This is a genomic window from Sphingobacteriales bacterium, assembly GCA_016706405.1.
In the GTDB taxonomy this organism is placed as follows: domain Bacteria; phylum Bacteroidota; class Bacteroidia; order Chitinophagales; family UBA2359; genus BJ6.
This window is the reverse complement of sequence record JADJJT010000001.1, coordinates 586,787-608,561: the sequence shown is the minus strand read 5'-3', so window position 1 is coordinate 608,561 and position 21,775 is coordinate 586,787. Positions and strand designations below refer to the sequence as shown.

Sequence of the window (21,775 nt, the reverse complement as noted above, 5' to 3'; positions counted from 1 at the left end):
AACACATAAAAAACTTTGTACGGCCATTTAATTTTGCCCTTGGTTTTATTATCCGGATCTAGCAACTCCGGATAATATCCGTTGGCAATCTACACAAATTTGCCGCAGGTTTACTCTTGTATAATTAGCTCTCCTTTCAGGTACAAGAGATTTAATTCTGAAAGTTTCATTTGAAACAACGCTTCTGTTTGGCGGACTAAGGTTTGCTCGTAACTTTGTTGTGTTTCGCGCAGTTCCAACGAGTTAGCTATTCCGGATCTTAATCTTTCAAGTGCAATAAACATATTTTCAGTGGCAACATTGAGGTTTTGTTTTTCAAGGTCGGCAAGTTGGCGGGCAAAAACAAGTGTTCTTTGTGCCTCAACCCATTGTGCATCTAATAATTGCTCGGTTTGAGCGAGTGTTGTGCGCAGGTTTTCTATGCCAATTTCGTTTACGGCCAATGCCCGTTTTAGTTTTCCGCCGTTAAACAGCGTCCAGTTAAGATTTACGCCCACTACTGGCCCAGTGCTTAAATTGTATAACGAAAAGCCCGCCTGCGATTTGTTGAAACTAAAATTGTAGGCCGCTTCAAGGTCAACAGTTGGATATTTTGCAGCTTCAATTTCTTGTTTTTGTAATTGTGCGATGCCAATTTGAGTTTTTGCTTGTTTAATAGTCGGATGTTTATCCAAATCTAATTCATTGGGTAAAATCCACGCATTTTCCGGAAAAGAACGCTCACTTATTTCCAAAGGTGTGCCGGCATTTCGCCCCATAAGCAAATTCAAGTTTTCTTTTGTTTGCTCAATACTGTTAAGTTGAACTAATTTTTGGGCTGTTTGGGCGTTTACATCGGTTTGCGCCTGCAAATAATCCATTTTAGCACTTAGTCCGCTTTCAAATCTTGTTTTATTAAGCAATAAGCGCTCGTTTGAAATGGCAATAAGTGTATCAATATTTTTAAGCAGTTGATACTGTTTGATGAGGTTTAAATATTGGGTTGCTACATTTATTGTTGTTTGCAACATTTCTTCGGTAAGTACAAGGTCGGCTGCCACAACTTGTTCTTTTAGCCTTTGGCCGGTGGCATACATTTTACAGCCATCAAAAAGCGTCCACGATGAAAAAAGAGAGAATTGCGTATTGGAAGACAACGCGCCGGCGCGGTTAATTTCAGAGCCATTGTTAAATTTTTGGCTAATACTGTTTACCACTGCCGAAGTTCCGGTTTGTAACCCAACAACGGGCAACCTTCCGGCCTCTCCGGGATGATTATTGATAGTAGCCGTCTGTAAATTGTTTCGTGCAATTTGAAGTTTAAAATTATTTTCCAAAGCCAATTTAATAGCTTCATTAAGTGAAATTGGCTGCGATTTTACAGCTTGAGGCCACAAAAAAATAAATGCCGGAATTAGTGCCCAAACGAAGAAGTGCAATTTAAGGCAACAAGGGCGCTTAAATTTAGGATTTTCCCATACATGTTTTTTGTTGGGGAATGGTTGGCGGTAAGGGAAACAAGTCCGAAGCATTAAACAAGGGCGTTTTCGGGTGAAGAAACAGGGGCGGGGGTTCGTCTGCTAATTAGAATATACATTACCGGAATGATGAAAAGTGTAAGGATTAACGAAAACATAATGCCTCCAACAACAACTGTACCAAGCGGCATACGGCTTGTTGATGCTGCACCAAAAGAAACGGCAATGGGCAAGGCACCTAAGGCTGTTGCCAAACTTGTCATTAAAATTGGGCGCAGCCGCATTACTGCTGCCTCTATGGCCGCTGTAGCTTTACTTTTTCCTTGTTTCATTAATACATTGGCAAACTCTACAATTAAAATTCCATTTTTAGTTACCAAACCAATAAGCATAATCATACCAATTTGGCTAAAAATATTTACAGTTTGACCAAGCAAAAATAAAGACAGCAAGGCCCCAACAATAGCCATTGGCACGGTAAGCATAATAATAACCGGGTCTATAAAACTTTCGAACTGCGCAGCGAGAATTAAAAAAATAAGTATTAAGGCTAAAACAAATGCAAATCCGGTATTAGAGGCGCTCTCGTCATAATCTCTCGAAGCGCCGGTAAGGGCAGTGGTAAACGAACTGTCTAAAACTTTAGCTGCAATTCGTTCCATTTCTTCAATGCCGTCTCCAATTGTTTTTCCGGGCACAAGTGCTGCCGAAACGGTTGCCGATTTATAGCGGTTAAAGTGGTAAATTGTAGGCGGACTTGTTTCTTCATTAATAGTTACCACATTATCTATACTAACAAGTGCACCATTTTTAGTTTTTACATAAATATTTTTTAAGTCAGTAGGGTCGTCTCGGTATTCGCGCTCCCATTGGCCTAATACCTGGTATTGTTTTCCGTTCATGTTAAAAAAGCCAATTCTTCTGTTACTAAAAGCCATTTGAAGGGCTTCTGAAACTTCGGCTACGCTAATTCCAAGGTCGGCGGCTTTATCTCTTAGTATTTCAATGTTTAGTTCGGGTTTGTTAAATTTTAAGTCCACATCAATTTGTTGAAAAACGGGACTTTTACCTGCTTCTTCTAAAAAAAGTGGCAAAGCGGTGCTTAGTTTTTCGAAGTTGATATTTTGCAAAACAAACGCAACTGGTAAACCGCCGCGCCTGCTGGTTGCAATTGTTTGCTCTTGGATGGCAAATACACGTCCTTCGGTTAATGTTGATGCTTTTTTGTTGATATAGTTAGCTATTTCGGCCTGTGTTCGGGTGCGCTCGGTTGGTTCGCACAGGGCTACGCGGGCAAATCCGGAGTTTACGGAGCCACTTCCGGCAAATGCAGGTGCGGTTACCGTCAATAAAACTGTTTTTTCAGGAACCGAATCTATAACCATATCCGTAATTTGGTTCATATATTTATCCATGGCATCAAAACTGGTGCCTTCGGGGGCACTAACCTGAAGCCTAAACTGGCTGCGGTCTTCCATAGGTGCAAGCTCAGAAGGAATGATGTTGAACAGGTAATAAATACCCCAAAAACACCCTAACAATAAAAGCACACCTACTAATTTCACTTTGGTAAAAACGGTCAAAACTTTGCGGTAGCCGCTTTCGAGGCCGGCAAAAAACGGCTCGGTTACTGTATAAAACCACGAGTGTTTTGGTTTCTTTTTGGTTAAAAGTACATTAAGCACGGGCGTTAAGGTTAGAGATACAAACGCCGAAATTAGCACCGCTCCGGATAATACAATGCCAAACTCGCGAAACAAGCGGCCAACAAACCCCTGAAGGAAAATAATAGGCAGAAAAACTACGGCAAGTGTTATGGAGGTGGCAATAACCACAAAATAAATTTCTTCGCTGCCCTGGCGGGCGGCGAGCATTTTGGGCATACCTTTTTCGAGTTTTTTATAAATATTTTCTGTAACCACAATTCCGTCATCTACCACCAATCCGGTAGCCAAAACAATGGCCAAAAGCGTAAGTATGTTAATGGTAAATCCAAAAAGGTACATAATAAAAAATGCACCAATTAGCGATACCGGAATGTCTATCAGCGGCCTTATTGCTATTAACCAGTCGCGAAAAAACAAAAAGATGATAAGGATAACCAACACAAATGCGATGGCAAGGGTTTCTTCGACCTCAAAAATAGAACTTCTGATAAATTTGGTATTATCTAAGGCAATATCGAGGGTAAAATCATCCGGAATATCTTTTTTTAACTGTTCAAATCTTTTATAAAACTCGTCTGAAATAGCTACATAATTAGAGCCGGGCTGGGGCACCAAGGCCAATGCTATCATTGGAATACCCGATTCTTTTAATACGGTTTCTTCATTTTCGGGGCCTAAAACAGCCGTGGCCACATCTCCAAGTTTTACCGGTGTGTTGTTTGCGTTTGCTATAACAAGGTTGTTAAACTCGTTTTCGTTGGTTAGTTTGCCAAAGGTGCGCACTGTTAGGTCGGTAGCGTTTCCGGCCAATTTGCCCGATGGGAGTTCAACGTTTTCTCGTTGCAGTGCGGCAACAATATCATTGGCGGTTAGGCCATACGCGTTCAGTTTGGTTGGGTCCATCCATATTCGCATGGCATACCGCTTTTCTCCCCATATTTGAATGCTACTTACTCCGGGTATCGTTTGAAGTTTCTCTAACAGCACATTCGTTGCAAAATCGGTAACTTCAAGTTGGTTTAGGGTATTGCTCCTTACCGTCATTGAAATGATGGCATCTGAGTTGGCATCTGCTTTTGACACAACGGGGTTGGCATCTAAATCGGGGGGCAGTTGCCGTATGGCTTGCGATACTTTATCGCGCACGTCGTTTGCCGCAGCTTCAAGGTCGTTTCCCAGTTCAAACTCAACCGTTATATTGCTCATTCCTTGGCTGCTTGACGAGGTAATATTTTTAATTCCGGGCACGCCATTAATAGCTTTTTCAAGCGGCTCGGTAATTTGCGACTCTATAATGTCGGCATTTGCGCCGGCGTAATTTGTCCGGACGTTTATATTGGGCGGGTCTATTGCCGGAAAATCACGTACACCTAAAAAATAAAACCCAAGTAAGCCAAATAGAACAATGATGATACTCATCACAATAGACATTACCGGACGGTCAAGCGATATGCTGGGTAAACTCATTGTTTATTTTAATTGTTTGTATTTGCCGAAGCAGCATTAATAATTTGTTTCAGTTGCACTTTGCCTTGGTCGCGTGCCTGCATAATACCCGTTGTTAGTACCGTATCGCCAAACTCAAGCCCTTGTAGTATTTCTACTTCCGACTCGTTGCGCTCTCCGGTTACTACTTCTTTCATTTGCACTACTCCGTTTTTATAGGTTGCAACCTGTTTAAATCTTGTGCCCGGAATTACACTCTGCGAGGGTATTAAAATGGCTTGAGGTTTTGAATTTAATAAAATTTCAACATTTGCAAATTGCCCCGGCGATAATTTGTTGCCCGAGTTGTCTATTTTGGCTTTTGCCATTATTGTGCCGGTTGCTGCGTCAATAATTGGGTTAATAACATATATTGTTCCGATGAGGGTATCTTTCATTCCGGGAAATGCGCATTTTATTTTTTGACCTGTTTTTAGGTCGTTGGCATATTTTTCCGGAACTGAAAATTCTAATTTTAACGGATTGAGTTGTTGAAGCACCGTCAAAATGGTTCCGGATGTAACAACTGCGCCAATACTGATATTGCGCAAACCAATTACACCCGAAAAGGGCGCTTTAATTTCTGTTTTCTCTAATTGCGTTCTTAAAATGGCCAAGTCAGCATCAAACGACCTAATTTGTGTTGTTGTAAGGTCATATTCTTGTTTGCTAATGCCATTAATATCGAGCAGTTTTTTTTGCCTCTCTTCGGTATTTACTGAAAGTTGCCGTTGAGTTTGAACTTTGTTAATTTGCGCCAATAGGTCGGCATCGTCCAACTTTACCAAGGTTGCTCCTTTGTTGACGGCCTTACCTTCGGTAAAAAATATTTGCGTAATCTTGCCGTTTACTTCGGGCTGGATATTAACCTGCTCGTTTGCCGCCAGCCTGCCCGACGAAACAATTTTATTGCTTACCGATGTAGGCTTAACAATAAACCCATCGGCAACAAAAGACATTGGCCCCTTTGGCGCCATTGCTTGGCTGGATGCGGCCTTTTCTTTTTTGCAACCGAATAAAATCAGCAAGATAAAAAACAAAGAGGGGAGGTATATTTTGCTGGGCAAATAATTCATGCTTACTTAAATAACATAGTTAGGATTTAATGGGGGCAAAGTACGCATTTTTTTAATTAGCAAGCATAAATGCCCGTTTACTAAAAATGTTTAATCATTAATTTGACAAAAGGTTTTTGCTTTTAACAATTATTAACTTTTTCAATATTTTATTTTCATAGGCATACCGCGCTCCATTGCGGCAGGGCAAGAACAAGTATTTTTCTTTGAAGTGTTGTTAAACGCTTAAAACATACGGGCTGTAAATACGCCTGCTTATGGTTTTGTTTTTGGCGGCTTAGTCACCAAATTAGGCAGTTCGTAGCCATATTCGAAACCTAAAATATGCTTTCGCTCTAAGGGCGAGTCGTTTAAATTAGCGGTGTATTGATAATAAGCGGCAAAACTATGATTTTTGAATGGCTCGTATTGAACGCCAATTTGCCAACGACTTTCATCAAAAAACTGACCCTTGTACGAAAGTGCATACAACCATTCTGTGCGTACATAAGGTGCAGCCGTCCATTTTTTACGAGATACCCTGGCTGTTAGTGCTGCTCGCAGATGCTTTGAATCGGCGGCATCATCAGGTTTGGCAAACTCGTGTTTATAAAGAACCCGCAAGCGCAAATCGAGTTTTAAGGGTTTAACGCGCGTTTTAAAAGTAGGGCCAAATCTTATTTCGTTTTGCAAATGTTCGGTTTTGCGCACTTTTAGCCTATAGCCTGCTTGTAACGATACAAAATCGGCTAATTTATAGGCTATTCCAGCGTAAGTATAAGCACTTCTCAAGTGTTGCCCTCCCTTGTCGAAACGCAATTCTTCCGATACGTCAACGCTCCATTTTTCGCCCACAGGTTGCGAAACGCCTACTTCAAACCAAAGACCAGTATCGGTTAGGGGTTTTTTAGCTTCAGGTGCTTCGGTATTTTGAGCAAAAACCAGCAGCAGCGGGCAAAAACCAGATAAAAAAACAACAAGTTTAACAAATCGAAGATTGAAATTAAAGCGAGATAAAATTTGCATAACCAAATAATTAAGTGGGCAAAGTTAAGGCTACAAATTGCTTTTACAAAAAAAAGTTTTAGCAAAAGTAACAACATTAAATAAAAACACGTACCTTTGCAGGCCAAATTAGACAAAGAAATTTATGTACGCCATTGTTGAAATAGCCGGCCAACAGTTTAAAGTTGAAAACGGCCAAGAAATTTATGTACACCGTTTGCCAAATGACGAAGGCACATCGGTAAGTTTTGACCGCGTTTTATTAGTAGCCGGAGATGCCGGTGTGCGCGTAGGCAGCCCCACCGTTTCGGGGGCAAGTGTTGCTGCCACTGTTCTTAACCATGCCAAAGGCGACAAGGTTTTGGTTTTTAAGAAAAAACGCCGCAAAGGCTATCAAAAAATGAACGGTCATCGTCAGTTATTTTCAAAAATCCGGATAGAAGCAATTGCATAGTCGTTTATTTTACGGTTATACCTTACACATCTGTCTCAGGTAGTTTTATTTTTTGGTTGCATAAAACTATAATTATGTAACCACCTTTTTTTAACACAAACATTAATATATTAATTTAATATGGCACACAAAAAAGGTCAGGGTAGTACCAAAAACGGGCGCGACTCGCAAAGCAAACGCCTTGGTGTAAAACTTTATGGCGGCCAAGTTGCTATACCAGGCAATATTATTGTACGTCAGCGCGGCACCAAATTTCATCCGGGTTTAAATGTTGGCATTGGTAAAGATCATACTATATTTGCCACCGCCGAGGGTGTAGTGCAGTTTGAAACCAAACGCAACGACCGCACCTATATTTCGGTTGTAGCTGCTGCCGAATAGCACAGTTTATTATAGCTAGCAATTAGCTTTATTTTATTTAGCCAGAACCAGTATTAGGTTGGGCAAAGATATTATAACATAAAAGCGAAAAACAACTTGTTTTAATTAAGTTGTTTTTCGCTTTTTCAATTTGGCAAGCCTATGAGATTAGGTTAAAAAAATTGCGGCAACCAAGTAGCAATAAACTTCAACTTGTTTTAAAGCACCTTGTTTGTTTTTTTTCCGGAAAAAATAGTTGGCGTTATTGGCCAACATTGGTTTAAGCGTTGTTTGTGGGTGCGCTTTTAATATTCGATTATTTAGTGGGGGTAAAGCTTCCATATTCTAAAAAGGATATTACATGGCTTGCAACTTTTTTCTTAAACAATATACCAAAGTGCCAAGATCTAATTAATACGGTATCTTTTTCAATGCCTAATTTTGCTTGTGCGGGAACAACCAAACCATCATTTTCCTCCTCCAAAAATAAATTAAGGGTCTTGCTACCAACAAAGCTACCAGTTATCAATCCCACCTCGCAGGTTGGAATAGGATACCGCCTGGCACCATAAATGGAATCAGTTGTCAAATTGCGCAAATTAGGCCCAAGGACATGCCGTAAAAAACTGAACTTATAATAAAAGTCAGCTACTTGGGTGCCGTTGTTTGGTGGTGCAATCATTACAATGCGGTTAATTATAGGGAAAGAATCCAGCGAGTCAATATAATTGTAAATTGACCTTACTACAAGTGCACCCATCGAATGAGTTACAAATGAAATTGAGTCGGCACCATCTAACTGAATTTGTTTAATCAAATCAAGTCCAACTAAATCAATATCTTTGACCAAGCTGCGATATTTGAATAAAGAACAATCAAATCCGGATTTCTCTACCGCTTTAAGTATCCGATTCATTTCGAATCCGGGCCCACCGTAACCATGTAGAAAATATATCTTATTCGATGCTTTCGAAATTATATTAAAACCAACTATAAGCATCGCAAGTAGAAAGTATCTCATTCGTTCTTTGTTGCCTACACAATTGAGTTTAAATAATGTAGCTTTTGTATTTCCACTAAGATATTGAATTAATCAAACAAGCAGGCGAAACAGTTACCTTCTACTAAATTGTTTTGGTATTAGTTGTGCTTCTTCGAGCTCTTGAACAATTTGTTTAATTTTATTGTCGGCATCAATACGTGTATCAATTAAGTTTTTAAGCTGTTGATATTTTGAGGCGGTTTTAACTTCGGGCAAAGTCAATAGTTTGGTTAAATCAGCGTTGGTAAAACTTGTTGCGCGCTGTAATTCAGGTTCTTGAGTTGGAAAAATAGCAGTAGCGGGGTTGGCGGTGGGTTTTTGTTGGGTATTATCGGCTGTAGAAGGGCGCTGTATAGAAATATTAGGCTCGCTGGTAGGAGTAGAAGGCAAAACGATAAACGGATTATTCTTTACCGGCGTTGATGGCTCGGTGTTATTATTTACAACCAGGGGGGCTTCAATTGCCGGGCCATTTGTACTTCCAAAGGTTTGTATCCAGCAATGTTTATATTTACCCACCCAACCTATTTCGTTACAAGATATAAATTTCCAGTTTGCCCCCAGCAAATTGTTACGGCGGGCATTTCCCTGCGATTCAAAATCAACCAAAGCATTTACCACCGCGTCGGCTATACTCGACCTTCCGGTAACATAATAATAATTGCCATCTTCTATCCCACAATTATCTTTTAGTCGCGCCCACGGCGTTCGGTTTTGATTGTCGTTATACGAGTTTAGGCTACCGGTGTTTTGTATGTATTCGGCAAAAGCTTTTTGACTATGGTACAAGTCATAATGAATACTAAGTGTCGGCAACGGTTTTAATTTATATAAAAGGTCTATTGTTTCGTCTATTTTAACGATTTCGGGATGCTGTGCGTTGTTATTAAGTTTGGCCAAACGCTTGGTTCGATACGCTCTTACATAGCTGGTAAAATTGACCGGATCTGTGCGCAAACTATTAATAAGAGAGACCATTTCCATTTCGCGCGGGGTAGTATTAGCATCAGTTGTAACTGTAGCTGAACGGGCTACTCCGGTGGCTTGAGTGCCAAAGGCATTGGTTTGTGGAAATGAAAACAGACACGTAAATAAACAAACAAAAAAACACCATTTTAACTGCCCGTATTTGGTATTTTTTAAATTAGCACACTGTGGGGTAAAAATCAAGTTCATATAAAAATGTTTACTTTAATGGGTTGGGGGTATTCTATATTGCAAATATCGGATAAAAACAGTTATATTTTGCCTATATCGCATAGTTTTATAAAAAAAAGCCTGACAATACAATGACAAATTTTTATTTTATTGCCTATTCGCCAAGTAAAACAGCAAATAATATGCCTGAAGCAATAGATAAGTATAAAAACACATCCGGATTTTTACTGCCAAAATAGCAAAGTTTTTTAAATGTTTTGGCGCAATTCTGAATAAATTCAAAAGAATCATGTCAAGGTGTCGGTCAAAATTAAGTCTTTTTGGCAGACCTTTTGCCATTTTTCTGTTTTTTCGGTACTTTCAATAAAAATTGAAAGTTGTGGCATACTATTTGCAGATGAATATTTTGTAATTGCGCAGCAATACCTATAATTTAATTTTTTTTAACACAAAATATACTTAGTATCCATGATTGACATGATGAAAAAAATGTTCTACACCAGCGTAGGCATGATCGTTTTAGCCAACGAAAAAATGAAAGAATACAACGAAATGTTGGTAGAACAACAAAAAGCCTCTTACGAAGAAGGTAAAAAAATGATGACTTCTTTTGTAAAAGATGCTGAAACTAAAACGGCTGAAATGCAAGAAAAAATACAAACTAACTTCGGCAAATTAACCGAAAAATTCGATTTTTTCTACAACTTAAAAGAAGTTGAAACTTTACGTACTCGATTGGAAGAAATCGAAACCCGTTTAGAGGAAAAATTGACCGCTAACACTAACAATACCGCTACTAAAAAAAGCAAAATTACTGTTAGCGAAAACTAAGCGTTTAAAGTGATTGTTTTTAGGGAGAGTTGAGCCGAAGTTGTTACTGACTTCGGCTTTTTTTGTTTAGATTAAACATTTCCACACCAATCCACGGTCAAATATCCGGATGCCCGTTATTTTTTGTTAAATGCTTTGCTAAAAAAGCTAAACAAAAGCACAAAACTGCACGCCTTGTTGTATCTTTGCAGTATTAAAGTTAAACAAAAAACTCAAAAAATAAAGATTTTCTTATGGTTATTACTGCTAATTTCCCACAACAGGTTGTTAATTTATCAGGTAGTTTAAAACCTTTTGCTTTCAATCTAACAAAAGACATGGATGAGGCAAAGGATTTATTGCAAGAAACCATTTATCGCGCGTTGGTAAACCAAGAGAAATATGCTGAGGGTACTAATTTAAAAGCATGGCTTTTTACCATCATGAAAAATATTTTTATTAATACTTACCGCAAAAAATCCAAACAGCGCGTTATAGTTGATACAACAGATAATTTGTACTTTATAAACAGCTTTTCGACCGTTATACCCAATAGTGCCGAAAAAAGCCTTATGTATGAAGATGCCATGAATGCCATTGCCAAACTAAGTGCCGACTACAGAGTACCTTTTATGATGCACTACAACGGTTTTAAATACCAAGAAATTGCAGACGATTTACAATTGCCCTTGGGCACAGTAAAAAGCCGGATATTTTTTGCCCGCAAAGCCCTAAAAGACCGCCTGCCCGAATATGCCGACTCGTTTATTAATAATAACGGCAGCATAGCAAACACTATTTACAATTAAAAAAACATGAAAAACTTCTCTCTATTAGTATTTCTCTTTTGCTTTTTTGTTACAGCTGCCCACGCACAATCAAAGTTTAAATACTGCCTCGACAAGCCAACCACGCAACACCAACTGCCCAAAATTTTAAACGAAGTTTCGGGCTTAACCGATATTGACGCTTCAACCGTTGCTTGTGTTCAGGATGAGTTAGGAATTGTATTTCTTTATAACTTTAAAAGCGGCGAAATAATATCGCGACATCCTTTTGACAGTATTGGCGATTTTGAAGGGTTAACTTACGCGCAAAACACACTTTATATTTTGCGCAGCGATGGACGGTTGACAGAGTGGAATAATTTTCCGGAAGATAAAACGCCGCTAACCCACGACTTATTAGAATTGGCCACCGCAAACAATGAAGGACTTTGCTATGACCCAAACTATAACCGTCTGTTAATTGCTGCCAAAAGTAAGCCCCGCAACCACGACCAAAAATCGGAAAGGTTTATCTATGCCTATGACCTGGCAACAAAAAAATTAGTAGAAGAGCCTGTTTACAGCCTAAATACTGCCTACCTCGAGCAAAAAGCCAAAAGCTTTAATATTGAACAAAAAGACACAAATGCACAAGGCCAAATAAAGCCATTTAACTTTAGGCCTGCAAGCCTTTCTGTTCACCCCATAACAAACGATATTTATATTATTTCGGCTGCCGATAAAATACTGCTTACCATAAATAGGCAAGGCGAGGTTACCTGCATGAAACCGTTAAACAGCGAAATGTACACCAAAGCCGAAGGCATCACCTTTTTAAACGACGGAACAATGATAATTACAAACGAAGCCGCAGGTAAAACACCAACTTTGTTTGTTTTTAAAATGAAACGCTAAAATTAACCTCACCTACCTGCCCCCCACTGCCCACTCATGCAAACCTCAACTACCATAAAAAAATTTAGTCTTCGTGTTTATGGTGTTGTTATAGACAAACAAAACTGTATTTTAATAAGCGATGAGCTAATAAAAGGCCGCGATATAAGCAAATTTCCGGGTGGTGCGGTCGAATTTGGCGAGGGTATCCGCGAAGCTTTGGTACGCGAGTTCTTAGAAGAAACCCAAACACCCGTCGAAGTACTTGAGCATATTTACACCACCGACTTTTTTGTACAATCAACGTTTAGTGCCGAGTCGCAAGTTATTGCCGTTTATTACCGCGTTGAGCCATTGCAACCCTTTAAATTTAGCCCTAAAGATATTCCGTTCCAGTACGATGAAACCCACGAAGGCGGCCTGCAGGCATTCAGGTGGGTGCCCCTAAGCAAGTTGCACCCCAAAGACATGACCTTTATTACCGAACAAAAAGTAATAACTATACTACAAAACCAACACCTGTAAAATGGTACTTGGTTTATGTATTAGTACCTATTTTCATTACTTGCATTCCAACAAAGTTGCAAAGCTGTATAATATTTAGCCTATCTGTTACAATTTAATTGCCTGCATAACTTTTAGCAGGCTTTTACCGTAATTTTGTAGGACAAGTATGTATTAAAACAGCCATAATAACTTTTTTGCAACCAATGAAAAAACATAATATCTGTACTATTGCCATTGCTTGCTTACTATTAGTGGGTATCTCTGCCTGCAAAGACGAACCGGATTGTACTAATCCAACCGACCCGTGTTTTTTAGGCATCAACTTCGATACACTTACCCACGACACCACCGCCTATCCTTTGGTCTCGCCACCGAGTTTGCCACTTATTGACAACTATATAAGCAGCTATTTAAAGCCTACAAAAAATGGTGTAAAATTAGGCCGCATGTTGTTTTACGACCCCATTTTATCGAAAGACAGCACCCAGTCGTGTGCCACCTGCCACAGCCAAAAATTTGGCTTTACCGACAATGGCAAAGCCTTTAGTGTAGGCGTTGATAAAATTGCCGGAGACCGCAACAGCATGCAAATTATTAACGCAATATACGGACCTACCTTTTTTTGGGACGGCCGCTCGGCTGGTTTAGATGCGCAAGCCCTTGAACCAGTAAAAAACCCAATCGAAATGAACCTTCCGTGGGAAGAAGCCATGCCCCGGATAATGGCACACAAAACCTACCGCACCCTGTTTTATGAGGCTTTTGGCCTAAAAACCATCACAAAAGAAGATGTAGCACGGGCAATAACCATGTTCGAAATTACCTTAATTAGTGCCGACTCAGAATTAGATAAATACCTAACCCCCGGCTCCGGATATTTTGCCCCCGAAGAAGTGAACAGAGGATTTAATGTGTATGTTACCAAAGCGCATTGCGAGCATTGCCACTTTTTTAGTATAAACAAACCCGGATTAAACTTATTTACGGACAATAAATTCCACAATAATGGTTTAGACAAAGCTGCCACACTTAACGATTTTAAAGATCAAGGCTATGGCAAAATTACGGGCAACCCCAATGACAACGGCAAATTTAAAACGCCAACCTTGCGCAATATTGCGCAAACTGCCCCCTATATGCACGATGGCCGCTTCAAAACCCTCGAAGAGGTAATTGAACATTATGATTCAGGCATTGAAATTTCGCCTAATATTGACCCTATTATTTACGCCGACTTTGGCACCGACCTCAAATTAGGACTTTCTGAGCAAGACAAAAAAGACTTGTTGGCATTTTTACACGCCTTAACCGATACCGCTTTTTTAAATAATCCGGCATTTGCCAGCCCTTTTAAATAAAAAATTAATTAATAAACCTGTTTATTTGTTGATGTGATTAGTTTTTGGGAACGCGAATCCTTTTTAACCGCCGATTATATTATTATAGGAAGCGGAATTGTAGGTCTGTCAACCGCAGCAGCTATAGTCGAAAAAAATCCGGAGGCTAAGGTTACCATTTTAGAAAGAGGAATCTTGCCTGCCGGAGCAAGCACAAAAAATGCCGGATTTGCCTGTATTGGCAGCCCCACCGAACTGCTTAGTAACTGTAAAACCCTTAGCGAAGCCGAAGTACAGCAAATTACCTCGTGGCGCGTAAACGGCCTACAAGTACTGCGCCAACGCCTTACCGACACCGCAATTGGCTATTTGCCCAACGGCAGCTACGAGCTATTAACCGAAAAAGAAATTTACTGCCTCGACCAACTGACTTATTTAAACCAACTGTTAAAACCTATAACCAAAACACAAGCCTTTAAGCCTGCCCCACCCGCATTGCTAAAACAATTTAAATTTAACCCCCAATATGTAAAAGCAATGGTGCAAAACCTGTGCGAAGGGCAAATTGATACAGGCAAAATGATGCGCTCGTTATTGCAATACGTGCAACAGCGCGGGGTAATGATTATTAACGGAGCGCAAGTGCAAAATATTTATCCGGATACCGGCAACGGCACGCAATATCCTGCCGAAGTTGAAGTGTTTGACCCTGTAATTCAACAAATAATGCGGTTTAAAGCCCGGCAAGTGGCAATTTGTACCAATGCTTTTGCCAAACAATTTTTACCCGATGCCGATATTACCCCCGGACGTGGGCAGGTTGTTGCCACAAAACCCATACCTGATTTGCCATTTAAAGGTATTTTTCATTTTGATGAAGGCTATTTTTATTTCCGGAATTTTGGCCAACGAGTTATTTTTGGCGGAGGGCGCAACCTTGATTTTGCCGGAGAAGCCACGACCAATCTTCAAACGACTAACTTAATAATTGACGACCTGTTGCACAAGCTTAAACACATTATTTTGCCCAACACCCCCTTTGAAATAGACACCCAATGGGCCGGCATTATGGCATTTGGCCAAATAAAAAAACCCATTTTAGCGCGTATAAGTCCTACCATTTGTGCAGGCGTGCGCATGAATGGAATGGGCGTAGCCATAGGCAGCTATATAGGGCAGCAATTGTGCAATATATTAATGGAAGCCGCGAGCTAAGTAATTAACGCAAAATATCCATAGCATTTCTAAGCGCGTTATACAATTTGTCAATATCAGCTAACTGGCAAGTACCCACCGAAAGCCTATACCATGTCGACTCGTGGTCGCTGCCAAAAGCGTAGAACGGTACTAAAGCAATTCCGGCCTGTTGCAGTATAAAGTCGGTAACGGCGGCGGTGCTTGTTAATACCTCGCCATTTGGCTTGGTTTTGCCTTTAAGGTCAATTTTAACAGTTAAATAAATAGCGGCTTGTGGCGCAATAGCTTTTACGGGGTAGCCTTGTTCGTTTAAACTTTTAAATACCTTATAAATACCATCAAGGCGGGCGTAAAGTTCGGCTTTAAACCATTTGCTATACTTGGCTACCGCTTGGGGGTTGTTTAAAAAATTAGCCACTCCTAATTGTTCGCTGCGGGCTGGCCACGCCCCTACATGCGACAAAATAGCCCGCATTTTAGCGACTATTCGCTGCGGCCCAAACGCCCAGCCTACGCGCACCCCCGTAGCAGCAAACGCCTTCGACACCCCATCGACAAAAATGGTATAGGGGCGCATATCGGGGCAAAGGGTTACGGGGTCGTGGTGTTGTGTTTGGCCAAAAGTAAGCGCGCTGTATATTTGGTCGTAAAGCACGTACAACGGTTTTTGCCCGTTTAAGCTGCGTTTTTTGTTAATAGTTAGCACCAATTGGCAAATATCAAATAGTTGCTGGCGGCCAAAAACCGTACCCGTTGGATTTAGCGGCGAACATAGAGCTAATAAGGCGGCTTCGTTAAGGTGTGGTGCCAACAGTTGCGCCGTAGGCATAAAATTATCTTCTTCGGAGGTTTCAATCATTACGGCGTTACATCCGGATAAATGGGTGTAGTGGTTATTGTTCCACGAGGGCACCGGAAAAACTACTTGATCGCCTGCATCTAAAATGGTTCGGTATAAAGCATAAATAAGTGGTCTTCCGCCGCATGAAATCAATATTTCGTTCAGAGGGTAATTAAGTTGTTGTGTATTTTGAATTAATTCAGCTACCGCTTTGCGCAGGATTTCCATTCCATTAGCATCCGGATAATTGGTTTCGTTATGTGTATAGGCTTCCATAATGCCTAATTTCATAGCATCGGGTATCGGAAATAAAGTCGGGTCAAAATCGCCGATGGTAAAATTATAAATGGTTTCGCCCTGGTCTATTCGTTGGTTAATTTGGGCGGCTAATTTAATAATTTCAGACCCAATTAGGGTTTCGGCCATTTGCGAAACAGGCAGCAGGTCGGCAGTGGCAGGTAGTAGGTTGCTCATGGTATAATTTTTAGGGTGGCAGGTAAGCTGCCTTCAGCGAAGTTAATGGTTTTAATACTGCCATGCAAGGTTTGCACTACAGTTTGCACAAATATACGATTAATTTGGTAATTTTTTAGCCAAACGAAGCTCCCAATTCCACGCTGTTTGCATCATGTCAAACAAATTGTATTTGGGTTGCCACCCAAGCAAATCAGTTGCACGTTGGTTATTGGCATAAATGGCAGCCACGTCACCGGGGCGGCGCGGCCCTAATGTATAGTTTAGTTTCTGATTAGTACTTTGCTCGAAGGCTTTTATTGCTTCGAGTACGGTTACACCCTGCCCGCTGCCAAGATTAAACACCTCACAATTAGTTTGGGTGTTTTGTTTTTTAGCCATATAAGCCAAAGCAAGCGTATGTGCGTGGGCAATATCGCAAACATGTATATAATCGCGCAGGCAACTGCCATCTCGGGTAGGGTAATCGGTGCCAAACACCTGCATGGTTGGGCGTTTTCCAATGGCTGTTTGTGTAATATAGGGTACTAAGTTTTCGGGTTTTGGTTGCACCTCGCCAATAAATGCTTTGGGGTGCGCACCAACGGGATTAAAATAGCGCAGCAATACAAACTGCACGTTGTTAAGCGTTTTAGCGAGGTCGGTAATAACGCGCTCGCCTACTTGTTTAGTGTAGGCATACGGCGACTCGGCCTCGCCAAAAGGAGTGTTTTCGGTAACGGGTAAGGTCTGCACATTGCCATATACCGAGCAAGAGGATGAAAATACTACGTATTTAATTGTTGGCCTGTTTTTAATGGCAGTAAGCAGGTTTACAAGCGAGGCAATATTGTTGTGGTAATACAGCAGGGGATTAGCCACCGACTCGTGAACCCATTTATAAGCTGCAAAATGAATGACCCCCTCGGTGGTAGGGTGCTGATTTAAAACCTGATGAAGTGAGGCTGCATCGGTTAAATCATCCGGATGGTTTTGCACTTCAATACCCGTGGTTTGGGCTATTCCGGAAAAAATAGACGGATAAGCACGAGTCATGTTGTCAATTGAAAAAACATCGTAATCGTTTTCAATTAAATCAACTACTGTATGTGCACCAATATAGCCGCCGCCGCCTGTTACTAAAATTTTCACTGTACTGTGTGTATTTACAAGTAAAACAAAACGGCAAAATTAAAACTATTATTTAAAATTTGTAGCAACGATTTGGCTCTACAAAACAGCAAATATTATATTAAAAAACAAGCAGCAAACAAGTAGCGGTTTAAGCCATTGTTTGCCCAATACCACCCATAATAATAGTTGTGTTTCGGCAATTATACTTAACTTTGTTGCCTTGTTTAATGGCTTTGTTTATAAGCTAATCAAATAATTGTTTTTTTTTATTGAAAATGGAATTGCGCAATACTATATTTTTTATTTTTATACTTGTATTGTTATTACCATGGCATTGCAAACAGCCATCTGCTGATAAAACCGAAGGCACACAGCCCCAAAATCTAACAACCGACTCAGATGTGCTAAACTCAATTATTGCCAACGCCGACAGTTTGCGTACTTTTGATTTTGTAAACGAACGGGTTGCAGAGATAAAGAAGGCTTTGCAGCAAAAAACTCCGGTTTTGTTGTGCAAGGATACACTTTCGGAAGCACAAAAAATGGCAGAACTTATTGCCTTGTCTGACGAAAATGTGCTGCGTTATACCCGTCAACCCGAAACTAATTTACCATATCGCAACGAGGTGTTTGGCGTTTACCCCGCCCGCGAAAGCGATTTTAGCGACCGCAAGTCACCCGGCCCTTTAACTAATTTTTTTAGGTTCGAAATGTATAATTTTGGCCTTAATTTAGCAACGATAGCTATAGTTGACTTGGCCCAAAAAAAAGTGCTGACTTGTAATCATACCCAACAAGCCCAACCCGATATTCCGGCCAATTTAAAAGAGTTGGCCACTAAAATTGCCGTTCACTCGCCCGAGGTTCAACAAGCCCTTGGCTATAAACCCGATGAAGCGCAGGCTTTAATGGCCAGCACCAAAACAGCCCTTAACCGCACCCGCTGCGAGCGCAGTAAAAGCCTTTGTGTGGCGCCTACTTTTGTTAAGGGCGACAAAGCCCTTTGGGCAATTGTTGACCTAACCCGCCATAGTTTGGTTGGTATCAGGTGGACAAATGTTGGCACCACAGGCCCCGCCCTTCGTATTACCGAACGGCGCTTACAAGATGACAAAATTACAGCCTGTTTTTGCGAAAAAAGTACTGCTCTAAACCGAAACAACTGGAAACTAAATTATATGATTACCAGTAGCGATGGCTTACAGGTTTCGGAGGCATTTTATAATAACCAGCCAATTGTAACCAGCGCAAAATTGGTCGATTGGCACGTAAGTTACTCGGGTACTGATGGGTTTGGTTATAGCGATGCCGTTGGCTGCCCTTATTTTAGTCAGGCAGCCGTTTTAGCCATAGATGAGCCAAAAATAAACGACCTTAAAAATAAATCCGGAGAAAGTGTTGGTTTTACCCTCGAACAAACTTTTAGAAGCGAAGGGTGGCCAACACCTTGTAGTTATAATTATAAACAGCGTTTTGAGTTTTATGACGATGGTCGTTTTAGAATGACCTCTGCCAGCTTAGGACGCGGCTGCGGCGATAACGCCACTTATAGGCCCGTGTTTAGAATTGCCATGGCAAACCCCCAAATGAATTTTGCCGAATGGGATGGTAAAACTTGGAAAAACTGGGAAAAAGAAGGCTGGCAATTACAAAAACCTACTACTAAATATGCCAAAAATGGCTACCAATATGCGCTGCAAAGTGGGCAACCAAACCAATCGGGCTATTATATTACCCCAGGAAATGGCCAATTTGATGATGGCGGGCGTGGCGATAACGCATACTTGTATGTAAGCCTGTACAAACCTGATGCCAACGAGGGTGAAAGCGACTTAATTACCATTGGCCCTTGTTGTAACGAAGACTACAAACAAGGCCCCGAACAATTTATTGAGCCAAACCCCGAAACTATAACAAATGCGCAATTAGTAGTATGGTACGTTCCACAAATAAAAAATGATGACACAAAAGGCCGCGAATACTGCTGGGCTGAATCCTTTTTAGAGGATGGTGTTATCGTTACTAAAACCTACCCGTGTTTTAGTGGTCCGCTGTTTACGCCGTACAAGATGTAATTAATGGTTCGTTCCGGAAAAAAACTATAGCCTTGCCCGTTTTTAATTATTTTACAGCCTTTTCAAACAGCATAAGGGGTATATTCCAATAATGAGGTGGTAATTCTGGGGGTTGGTTAATAAACGTTTGGCCAACATTAGTAAAACCCGTGCGTTGGTAATACTGGCACAGGGGTTTATTATTTGCCCAGGTATCTAAGCGCAAATATTGTAAGTTATTATTTAAGGCGTGAGATTTACCCCATTGTATAAGTGCGTCCATTAGGTTTATTTTGCCCATAAATAATGGGTGTGTGCCAATTCTATGGAAATACAGTGCTGCATCGGCATTGCGGGTGCCCCAAATTATTGGGTCGGTGTAAGCGATGGTAAAAACACCTGCAATTTTACAATAACAACTGCTTTCCTTGTTATTATTGCAATTTTTAGCCGTTTTTGATGTGGTAACAACCGCTTTGTAGTGGCGTAATTGATTTATTTCGTTGGTTATGGTTTGAGGGCTGGCAATTTGCCAAACCTCGTGCTTTTTTTCGGCTTGATAAGCTGCGCAGGCATGGTAAAGCGCTGTTATTTCGGCAATATCTGCTAATTCGCTTGGCTGTATTTGCAAGCTACTGTACAAATATTTATTTGTGTCCATATTTTAAAATTGGTTGTTTAAAAAAGGTAATACTTAGTATGATTATTTTACAAGATTGAGCCAAATATTAGCGCCTTGTTTTTTAATTTTCCGGATAAAAACCTAAAATAGATACAATATAATAACTATTTTGCAATTTACTTTTTAGATAGCACAATTTAGTTAATTTTGTCTATAAGTTAGCATTAGTTTTTATTTGAATTATTAATTACAAACACATTATTATTATTTTTATTTTTATGACCCCCACGCCAAACACCTCAAACAACAACAACAACAATAAAACCAGCAGGCGCACCTTATTTATTTTTTTAGGTTTGGTGGTTTTTATTTTTTTAGTGCTTTTTATAATCAACAACAAAGAATACTCGGGCGAAAACACCGGTAACACCAACACAACAGCAATTAACGGAAACCATATTAGCACTAATCCGGGCGGTTCTTCGGCAACCAGCAGCAACAACAGTCTTAATAGCAACAATCAATCAACTACCGCCTCCAAGCAAATACAAAGCGATATGCCCGCCGAAGGGCAAGCCCTAAATACGCAAGGAGTTGAGCAGTTGCAAGCCGGCCAAACCGATGCCGCCATAACATCGTTTACCCAACTTACCGCAAAATATACCACCGAGCCTGCCGCCTTCAACAATTTAGGTATTGCTTACCAAGCCAAAGGCGACAACGAGCAGGCAGCAGCAGCCTTTGAAAAAGCCACACAACTTAAACCCAATTTTGCCGATGCATGGTTTGGTTTGGGTATGGCCAACAGCGAGCTGCAAAAACTGCCTCAAGCGTTAGAAGCGCTACAAAAAGCCCAGACACTTGACCCCAATAACGCCAAAATTTTGTTGCATATAGGCATTGTTCAACACAAGCAAAAGCAATTTAACCAAGCCATTGACACTTACAAAAAAGCCTTAGCCCTTGACCCCAACTATGCAATGGCCGCGTTTAATATGGGTAATAGCTATTTAGCCACCAATCAAATTATGCAAGCCATAAAAGCCTACGAGCAAGCCATTGCCATTAACCCCCAATATGCAAAACCTTATGTTAATTTGGGCAACTGTTACCAACAAATGGGCGACTCGGCAAAGGCACAACAAAATTTTAAAAAAGCCCTGCAATTAGACCCCACCCTTAAAGCAAAACCTTTAGATAAATAATAAGACACAAAAAATAGCCTCGCTTAACGCAAAACTTAAACGCAGTAAGAAAAACAATAAGGCAAAGCCTCAATTTTTCTATCCGAATATTATTGCGCCTAAGCACTCCCTCTTCTATTTAACCGGATTCAAAAAAACCACATCCACATCCACATCCGCCAATCCGGAAATAAAATACTTCCTTTAATCCAATAAAAAAATACTATTATGAGAAACATTAAAAACAGGTATTTCCTTCCTTATTTCCTACGGAATTTAACTTTTTTATGCT

General features: G+C 40.5%; 20 protein-coding genes. 10 read left to right on the top strand and 10 right to left on the bottom strand.

Annotated features, from left to right (window positions below; all coding sequences use genetic code 11):
• Window positions 1-110 precede the first annotated feature (110 nt).
• The 4 genes from IPI59_02435 to IPI59_02420 all read right to left on the bottom strand — a co-directional run bounded on the left by IPI59_02435 (window position 111) and on the right by IPI59_02420 (window position 6,690).
• Window positions 111-1,511: a TolC family protein gene (locus IPI59_02435; GenBank protein MBK7526422.1), complete on the bottom strand. Its 1,401-nt coding sequence runs from the start codon at window positions 1,509-1,511 to the stop codon at window positions 111-113.
• Window positions 1,511-4,591, bottom strand: coding sequence for an efflux RND transporter permease subunit (locus IPI59_02430; protein MBK7526421.1), 3,081 nt, complete (start codon window positions 4,589-4,591; stop codon window positions 1,511-1,513). The genes IPI59_02435 and IPI59_02430 overlap by 1 nt, the downstream gene beginning before the upstream one ends.
• A gap of 8 nt (window positions 4,592-4,599) precedes the next feature.
• A complete protein-coding gene (locus tag IPI59_02425; GenBank protein ID MBK7526420.1) occupies window positions 4,600-5,568 on the bottom strand; it encodes an efflux RND transporter periplasmic adaptor subunit in 969 nt (322 codons plus the stop codon).
• 372 nt (window positions 5,569-5,940) lie between these two features.
• Window positions 5,941-6,690 carry a DUF2490 domain-containing protein gene (locus tag IPI59_02420; GenBank protein ID MBK7526419.1) on the bottom strand — a complete coding sequence of 250 codons (750 nt, stop codon included), beginning with the start codon at window positions 6,688-6,690 and terminating at the stop codon, window positions 5,941-5,943.
• 124 nt (window positions 6,691-6,814) lie between these two features.
• On the opposite strand from IPI59_02420, the gene rplU reads away from it, so the two are divergent.
• Both rplU and rpmA read left to right on the top strand, forming a co-directional pair.
• Window positions 6,815-7,123: a 50S ribosomal protein L21 gene (gene rplU / locus IPI59_02415; GenBank protein ID MBK7526418.1), complete on the top strand. Its 309-nt coding sequence runs from the start codon at window positions 6,815-6,817 to the stop codon at window positions 7,121-7,123.
• 120 nt (window positions 7,124-7,243) lie between these two features.
• Entirely contained in the window at window positions 7,244-7,504 is a 261-nt protein-coding gene (rpmA, locus tag IPI59_02410; GenBank protein ID MBK7526417.1) for a 50S ribosomal protein L27, read from the top strand.
• A 147-nt stretch (window positions 7,505-7,651) separates the two neighbouring features.
• Here rpmA and IPI59_02405 read toward each other — a convergent pair whose 3' ends face one another.
• The 3 genes from IPI59_02405 to IPI59_02395 form a co-directional block, all read right to left on the bottom strand.
• Complete coding sequence (locus tag IPI59_02405; protein ID MBK7526416.1) at window positions 7,652-7,825, bottom strand: hypothetical protein; 174 nt, start codon at window positions 7,823-7,825, stop codon at window positions 7,652-7,654.
• A complete protein-coding gene (locus IPI59_02400; GenBank protein ID MBK7526415.1) occupies window positions 7,800-8,399 on the bottom strand; it encodes a hypothetical protein in 600 nt (199 codons plus the stop codon). The genes IPI59_02405 and IPI59_02400 overlap by 26 nt, the downstream gene beginning before the upstream one ends.
• A 198-nt stretch (window positions 8,400-8,597) precedes the next feature.
• Entirely contained in the window at window positions 8,598-9,701 is a 1,104-nt protein-coding gene (locus IPI59_02395; GenBank protein ID MBK7526414.1) for a hypothetical protein, read from the bottom strand.
• A 459-nt stretch (window positions 9,702-10,160) separates the two neighbouring features.
• Between IPI59_02395 and IPI59_02390 the strand changes: the two genes are divergently transcribed.
• From IPI59_02390 to IPI59_02365, 6 genes are all read left to right on the top strand, one after another.
• Window positions 10,161-10,514: a hypothetical protein gene (locus tag IPI59_02390; GenBank protein ID MBK7526413.1), complete on the top strand. Its 354-nt coding sequence runs from the start codon at window positions 10,161-10,163 to the stop codon at window positions 10,512-10,514.
• 233 nt (window positions 10,515-10,747) lie between these two features.
• Window positions 10,748-11,302: an RNA polymerase sigma factor gene (locus tag IPI59_02385; protein MBK7526412.1), complete on the top strand. Its 555-nt coding sequence runs from the start codon at window positions 10,748-10,750 to the stop codon at window positions 11,300-11,302.
• A gap of 6 nt (window positions 11,303-11,308) precedes the next feature.
• Window positions 11,309-12,175, top strand: coding sequence for an SdiA-regulated domain-containing protein (locus tag IPI59_02380; GenBank protein MBK7526411.1), 867 nt, complete (start codon window positions 11,309-11,311; stop codon window positions 12,173-12,175).
• 54 nt (window positions 12,176-12,229) lie between these two features.
• On the top strand, window positions 12,230-12,679 hold the full coding sequence (locus IPI59_02375) for an NUDIX hydrolase (GenBank protein MBK7526410.1): 450 nt from the start codon (window positions 12,230-12,232) through the stop codon (window positions 12,677-12,679).
• A 185-nt stretch (window positions 12,680-12,864) separates the two neighbouring features.
• The gene (locus tag IPI59_02370) at window positions 12,865-14,019 is read left to right on the top strand and encodes a cytochrome-c peroxidase (protein ID MBK7526409.1); all 1,155 of its coding nucleotides are present in this window, start codon (window positions 12,865-12,867) and stop codon (window positions 14,017-14,019) included.
• Window positions 14,020-14,052: 33 nt separating this feature from the next.
• Entirely contained in the window at window positions 14,053-15,213 is a 1,161-nt protein-coding gene (locus IPI59_02365; GenBank protein ID MBK7526408.1) for an FAD-binding oxidoreductase, read from the top strand.
• Between the two features lie 4 nt (window positions 15,214-15,217).
• Here IPI59_02365 and IPI59_02360 read toward each other — a convergent pair whose 3' ends face one another.
• Window positions 15,218-16,477: a pyridoxal phosphate-dependent aminotransferase gene (locus tag IPI59_02360; protein ID MBK7526407.1), complete on the bottom strand. Its 1,260-nt coding sequence runs from the start codon at window positions 16,475-16,477 to the stop codon at window positions 15,218-15,220.
• Window positions 16,478-16,609: 132 nt separating this feature from the next.
• Window positions 16,610-17,641, bottom strand: coding sequence for a UDP-glucose 4-epimerase GalE (gene galE, locus IPI59_02355; protein ID MBK7526406.1), 1,032 nt, complete (start codon window positions 17,639-17,641; stop codon window positions 16,610-16,612).
• A 257-nt stretch (window positions 17,642-17,898) separates the two neighbouring features.
• Between galE and IPI59_02350 the strand changes: the two genes are divergently transcribed.
• The gene (locus IPI59_02350; GenBank protein MBK7526405.1) at window positions 17,899-19,698 is read left to right on the top strand and encodes a hypothetical protein; all 1,800 of its coding nucleotides are present in this window, start codon (window positions 17,899-17,901) and stop codon (window positions 19,696-19,698) included.
• Between the two features lie 46 nt (window positions 19,699-19,744).
• Here IPI59_02350 and IPI59_02345 read toward each other — a convergent pair whose 3' ends face one another.
• Complete coding sequence (locus IPI59_02345) at window positions 19,745-20,338, bottom strand: hypothetical protein (GenBank protein ID MBK7526404.1); 594 nt, start codon at window positions 20,336-20,338, stop codon at window positions 19,745-19,747.
• A 239-nt stretch (window positions 20,339-20,577) separates the two neighbouring features.
• Between IPI59_02345 and IPI59_02340 the strand changes: the two genes are divergently transcribed.
• Window positions 20,578-21,504, top strand: a complete 927-nt coding sequence (locus IPI59_02340) for a tetratricopeptide repeat protein (GenBank protein MBK7526403.1) — start codon at window positions 20,578-20,580, stop codon at window positions 21,502-21,504.
• The last annotated feature ends 271 nt before the right edge of the window (window positions 21,505-21,775 follow it).

What these genes read in the sequence shown, in the direction of transcription:
- IPI59_02435 (MBK7526422.1), bottom strand. Translation starts at nt 1,511, where the DNA reads ATGCTTCGGACTTGTTTCCCTTACCGCCAACCATTCCCCAACAAAAAA.
- IPI59_02430 (MBK7526421.1), bottom strand. Translation starts at nt 4,591, where the DNA reads ATGAGTTTACCCAGCATATCGCTTGACCGTCCGGTAATGTCTATTGTG.
- IPI59_02425 (MBK7526420.1), bottom strand. Translation starts at nt 5,568, where the DNA reads ATGTCTTTTGTTGCCGATGGGTTTATTGTTAAGCCTACATCGGTAAGC.
- IPI59_02420 (MBK7526419.1), bottom strand. Translation starts at nt 6,690, where the DNA reads ATGCAAATTTTATCTCGCTTTAATTTCAATCTTCGATTTGTTAAACTT.
- rplU (MBK7526418.1), top strand. Translation starts at nt 6,815, where the DNA reads ATGTACGCCATTGTTGAAATAGCCGGCCAACAGTTTAAAGTTGAAAAC.
- rpmA (MBK7526417.1), top strand. Translation starts at nt 7,244, where the DNA reads ATGGCACACAAAAAAGGTCAGGGTAGTACCAAAAACGGGCGCGACTCG.
- IPI59_02405 (MBK7526416.1), bottom strand. Translation starts at nt 7,825, where the DNA reads ATGGAAGCTTTACCCCCACTAAATAATCGAATATTAAAAGCGCACCCA.
- IPI59_02400 (MBK7526415.1), bottom strand. Translation starts at nt 8,399, where the DNA reads ATGAATCGGATACTTAAAGCGGTAGAGAAATCCGGATTTGATTGTTCT.
- IPI59_02395 (MBK7526414.1), bottom strand. Translation starts at nt 9,701, where the DNA reads ATGAACTTGATTTTTACCCCACAGTGTGCTAATTTAAAAAATACCAAA.
- IPI59_02390 (MBK7526413.1), top strand. Translation starts at nt 10,161, where the DNA reads ATGATGAAAAAAATGTTCTACACCAGCGTAGGCATGATCGTTTTAGCC.
- IPI59_02385 (MBK7526412.1), top strand. Translation starts at nt 10,748, where the DNA reads ATGGTTATTACTGCTAATTTCCCACAACAGGTTGTTAATTTATCAGGT.
- IPI59_02380 (MBK7526411.1), top strand. Translation starts at nt 11,309, where the DNA reads ATGAAAAACTTCTCTCTATTAGTATTTCTCTTTTGCTTTTTTGTTACA.
- IPI59_02370 (MBK7526409.1), top strand. Translation starts at nt 12,865, where the DNA reads ATGAAAAAACATAATATCTGTACTATTGCCATTGCTTGCTTACTATTA.
- IPI59_02350 (MBK7526405.1), top strand. Translation starts at nt 17,899, where the DNA reads ATGGAATTGCGCAATACTATATTTTTTATTTTTATACTTGTATTGTTA.
- IPI59_02345 (MBK7526404.1), bottom strand. Translation starts at nt 20,338, where the DNA reads ATGGACACAAATAAATATTTGTACAGTAGCTTGCAAATACAGCCAAGC.
- IPI59_02340 (MBK7526403.1), top strand. Translation starts at nt 20,578, where the DNA reads ATGACCCCCACGCCAAACACCTCAAACAACAACAACAACAATAAAACC.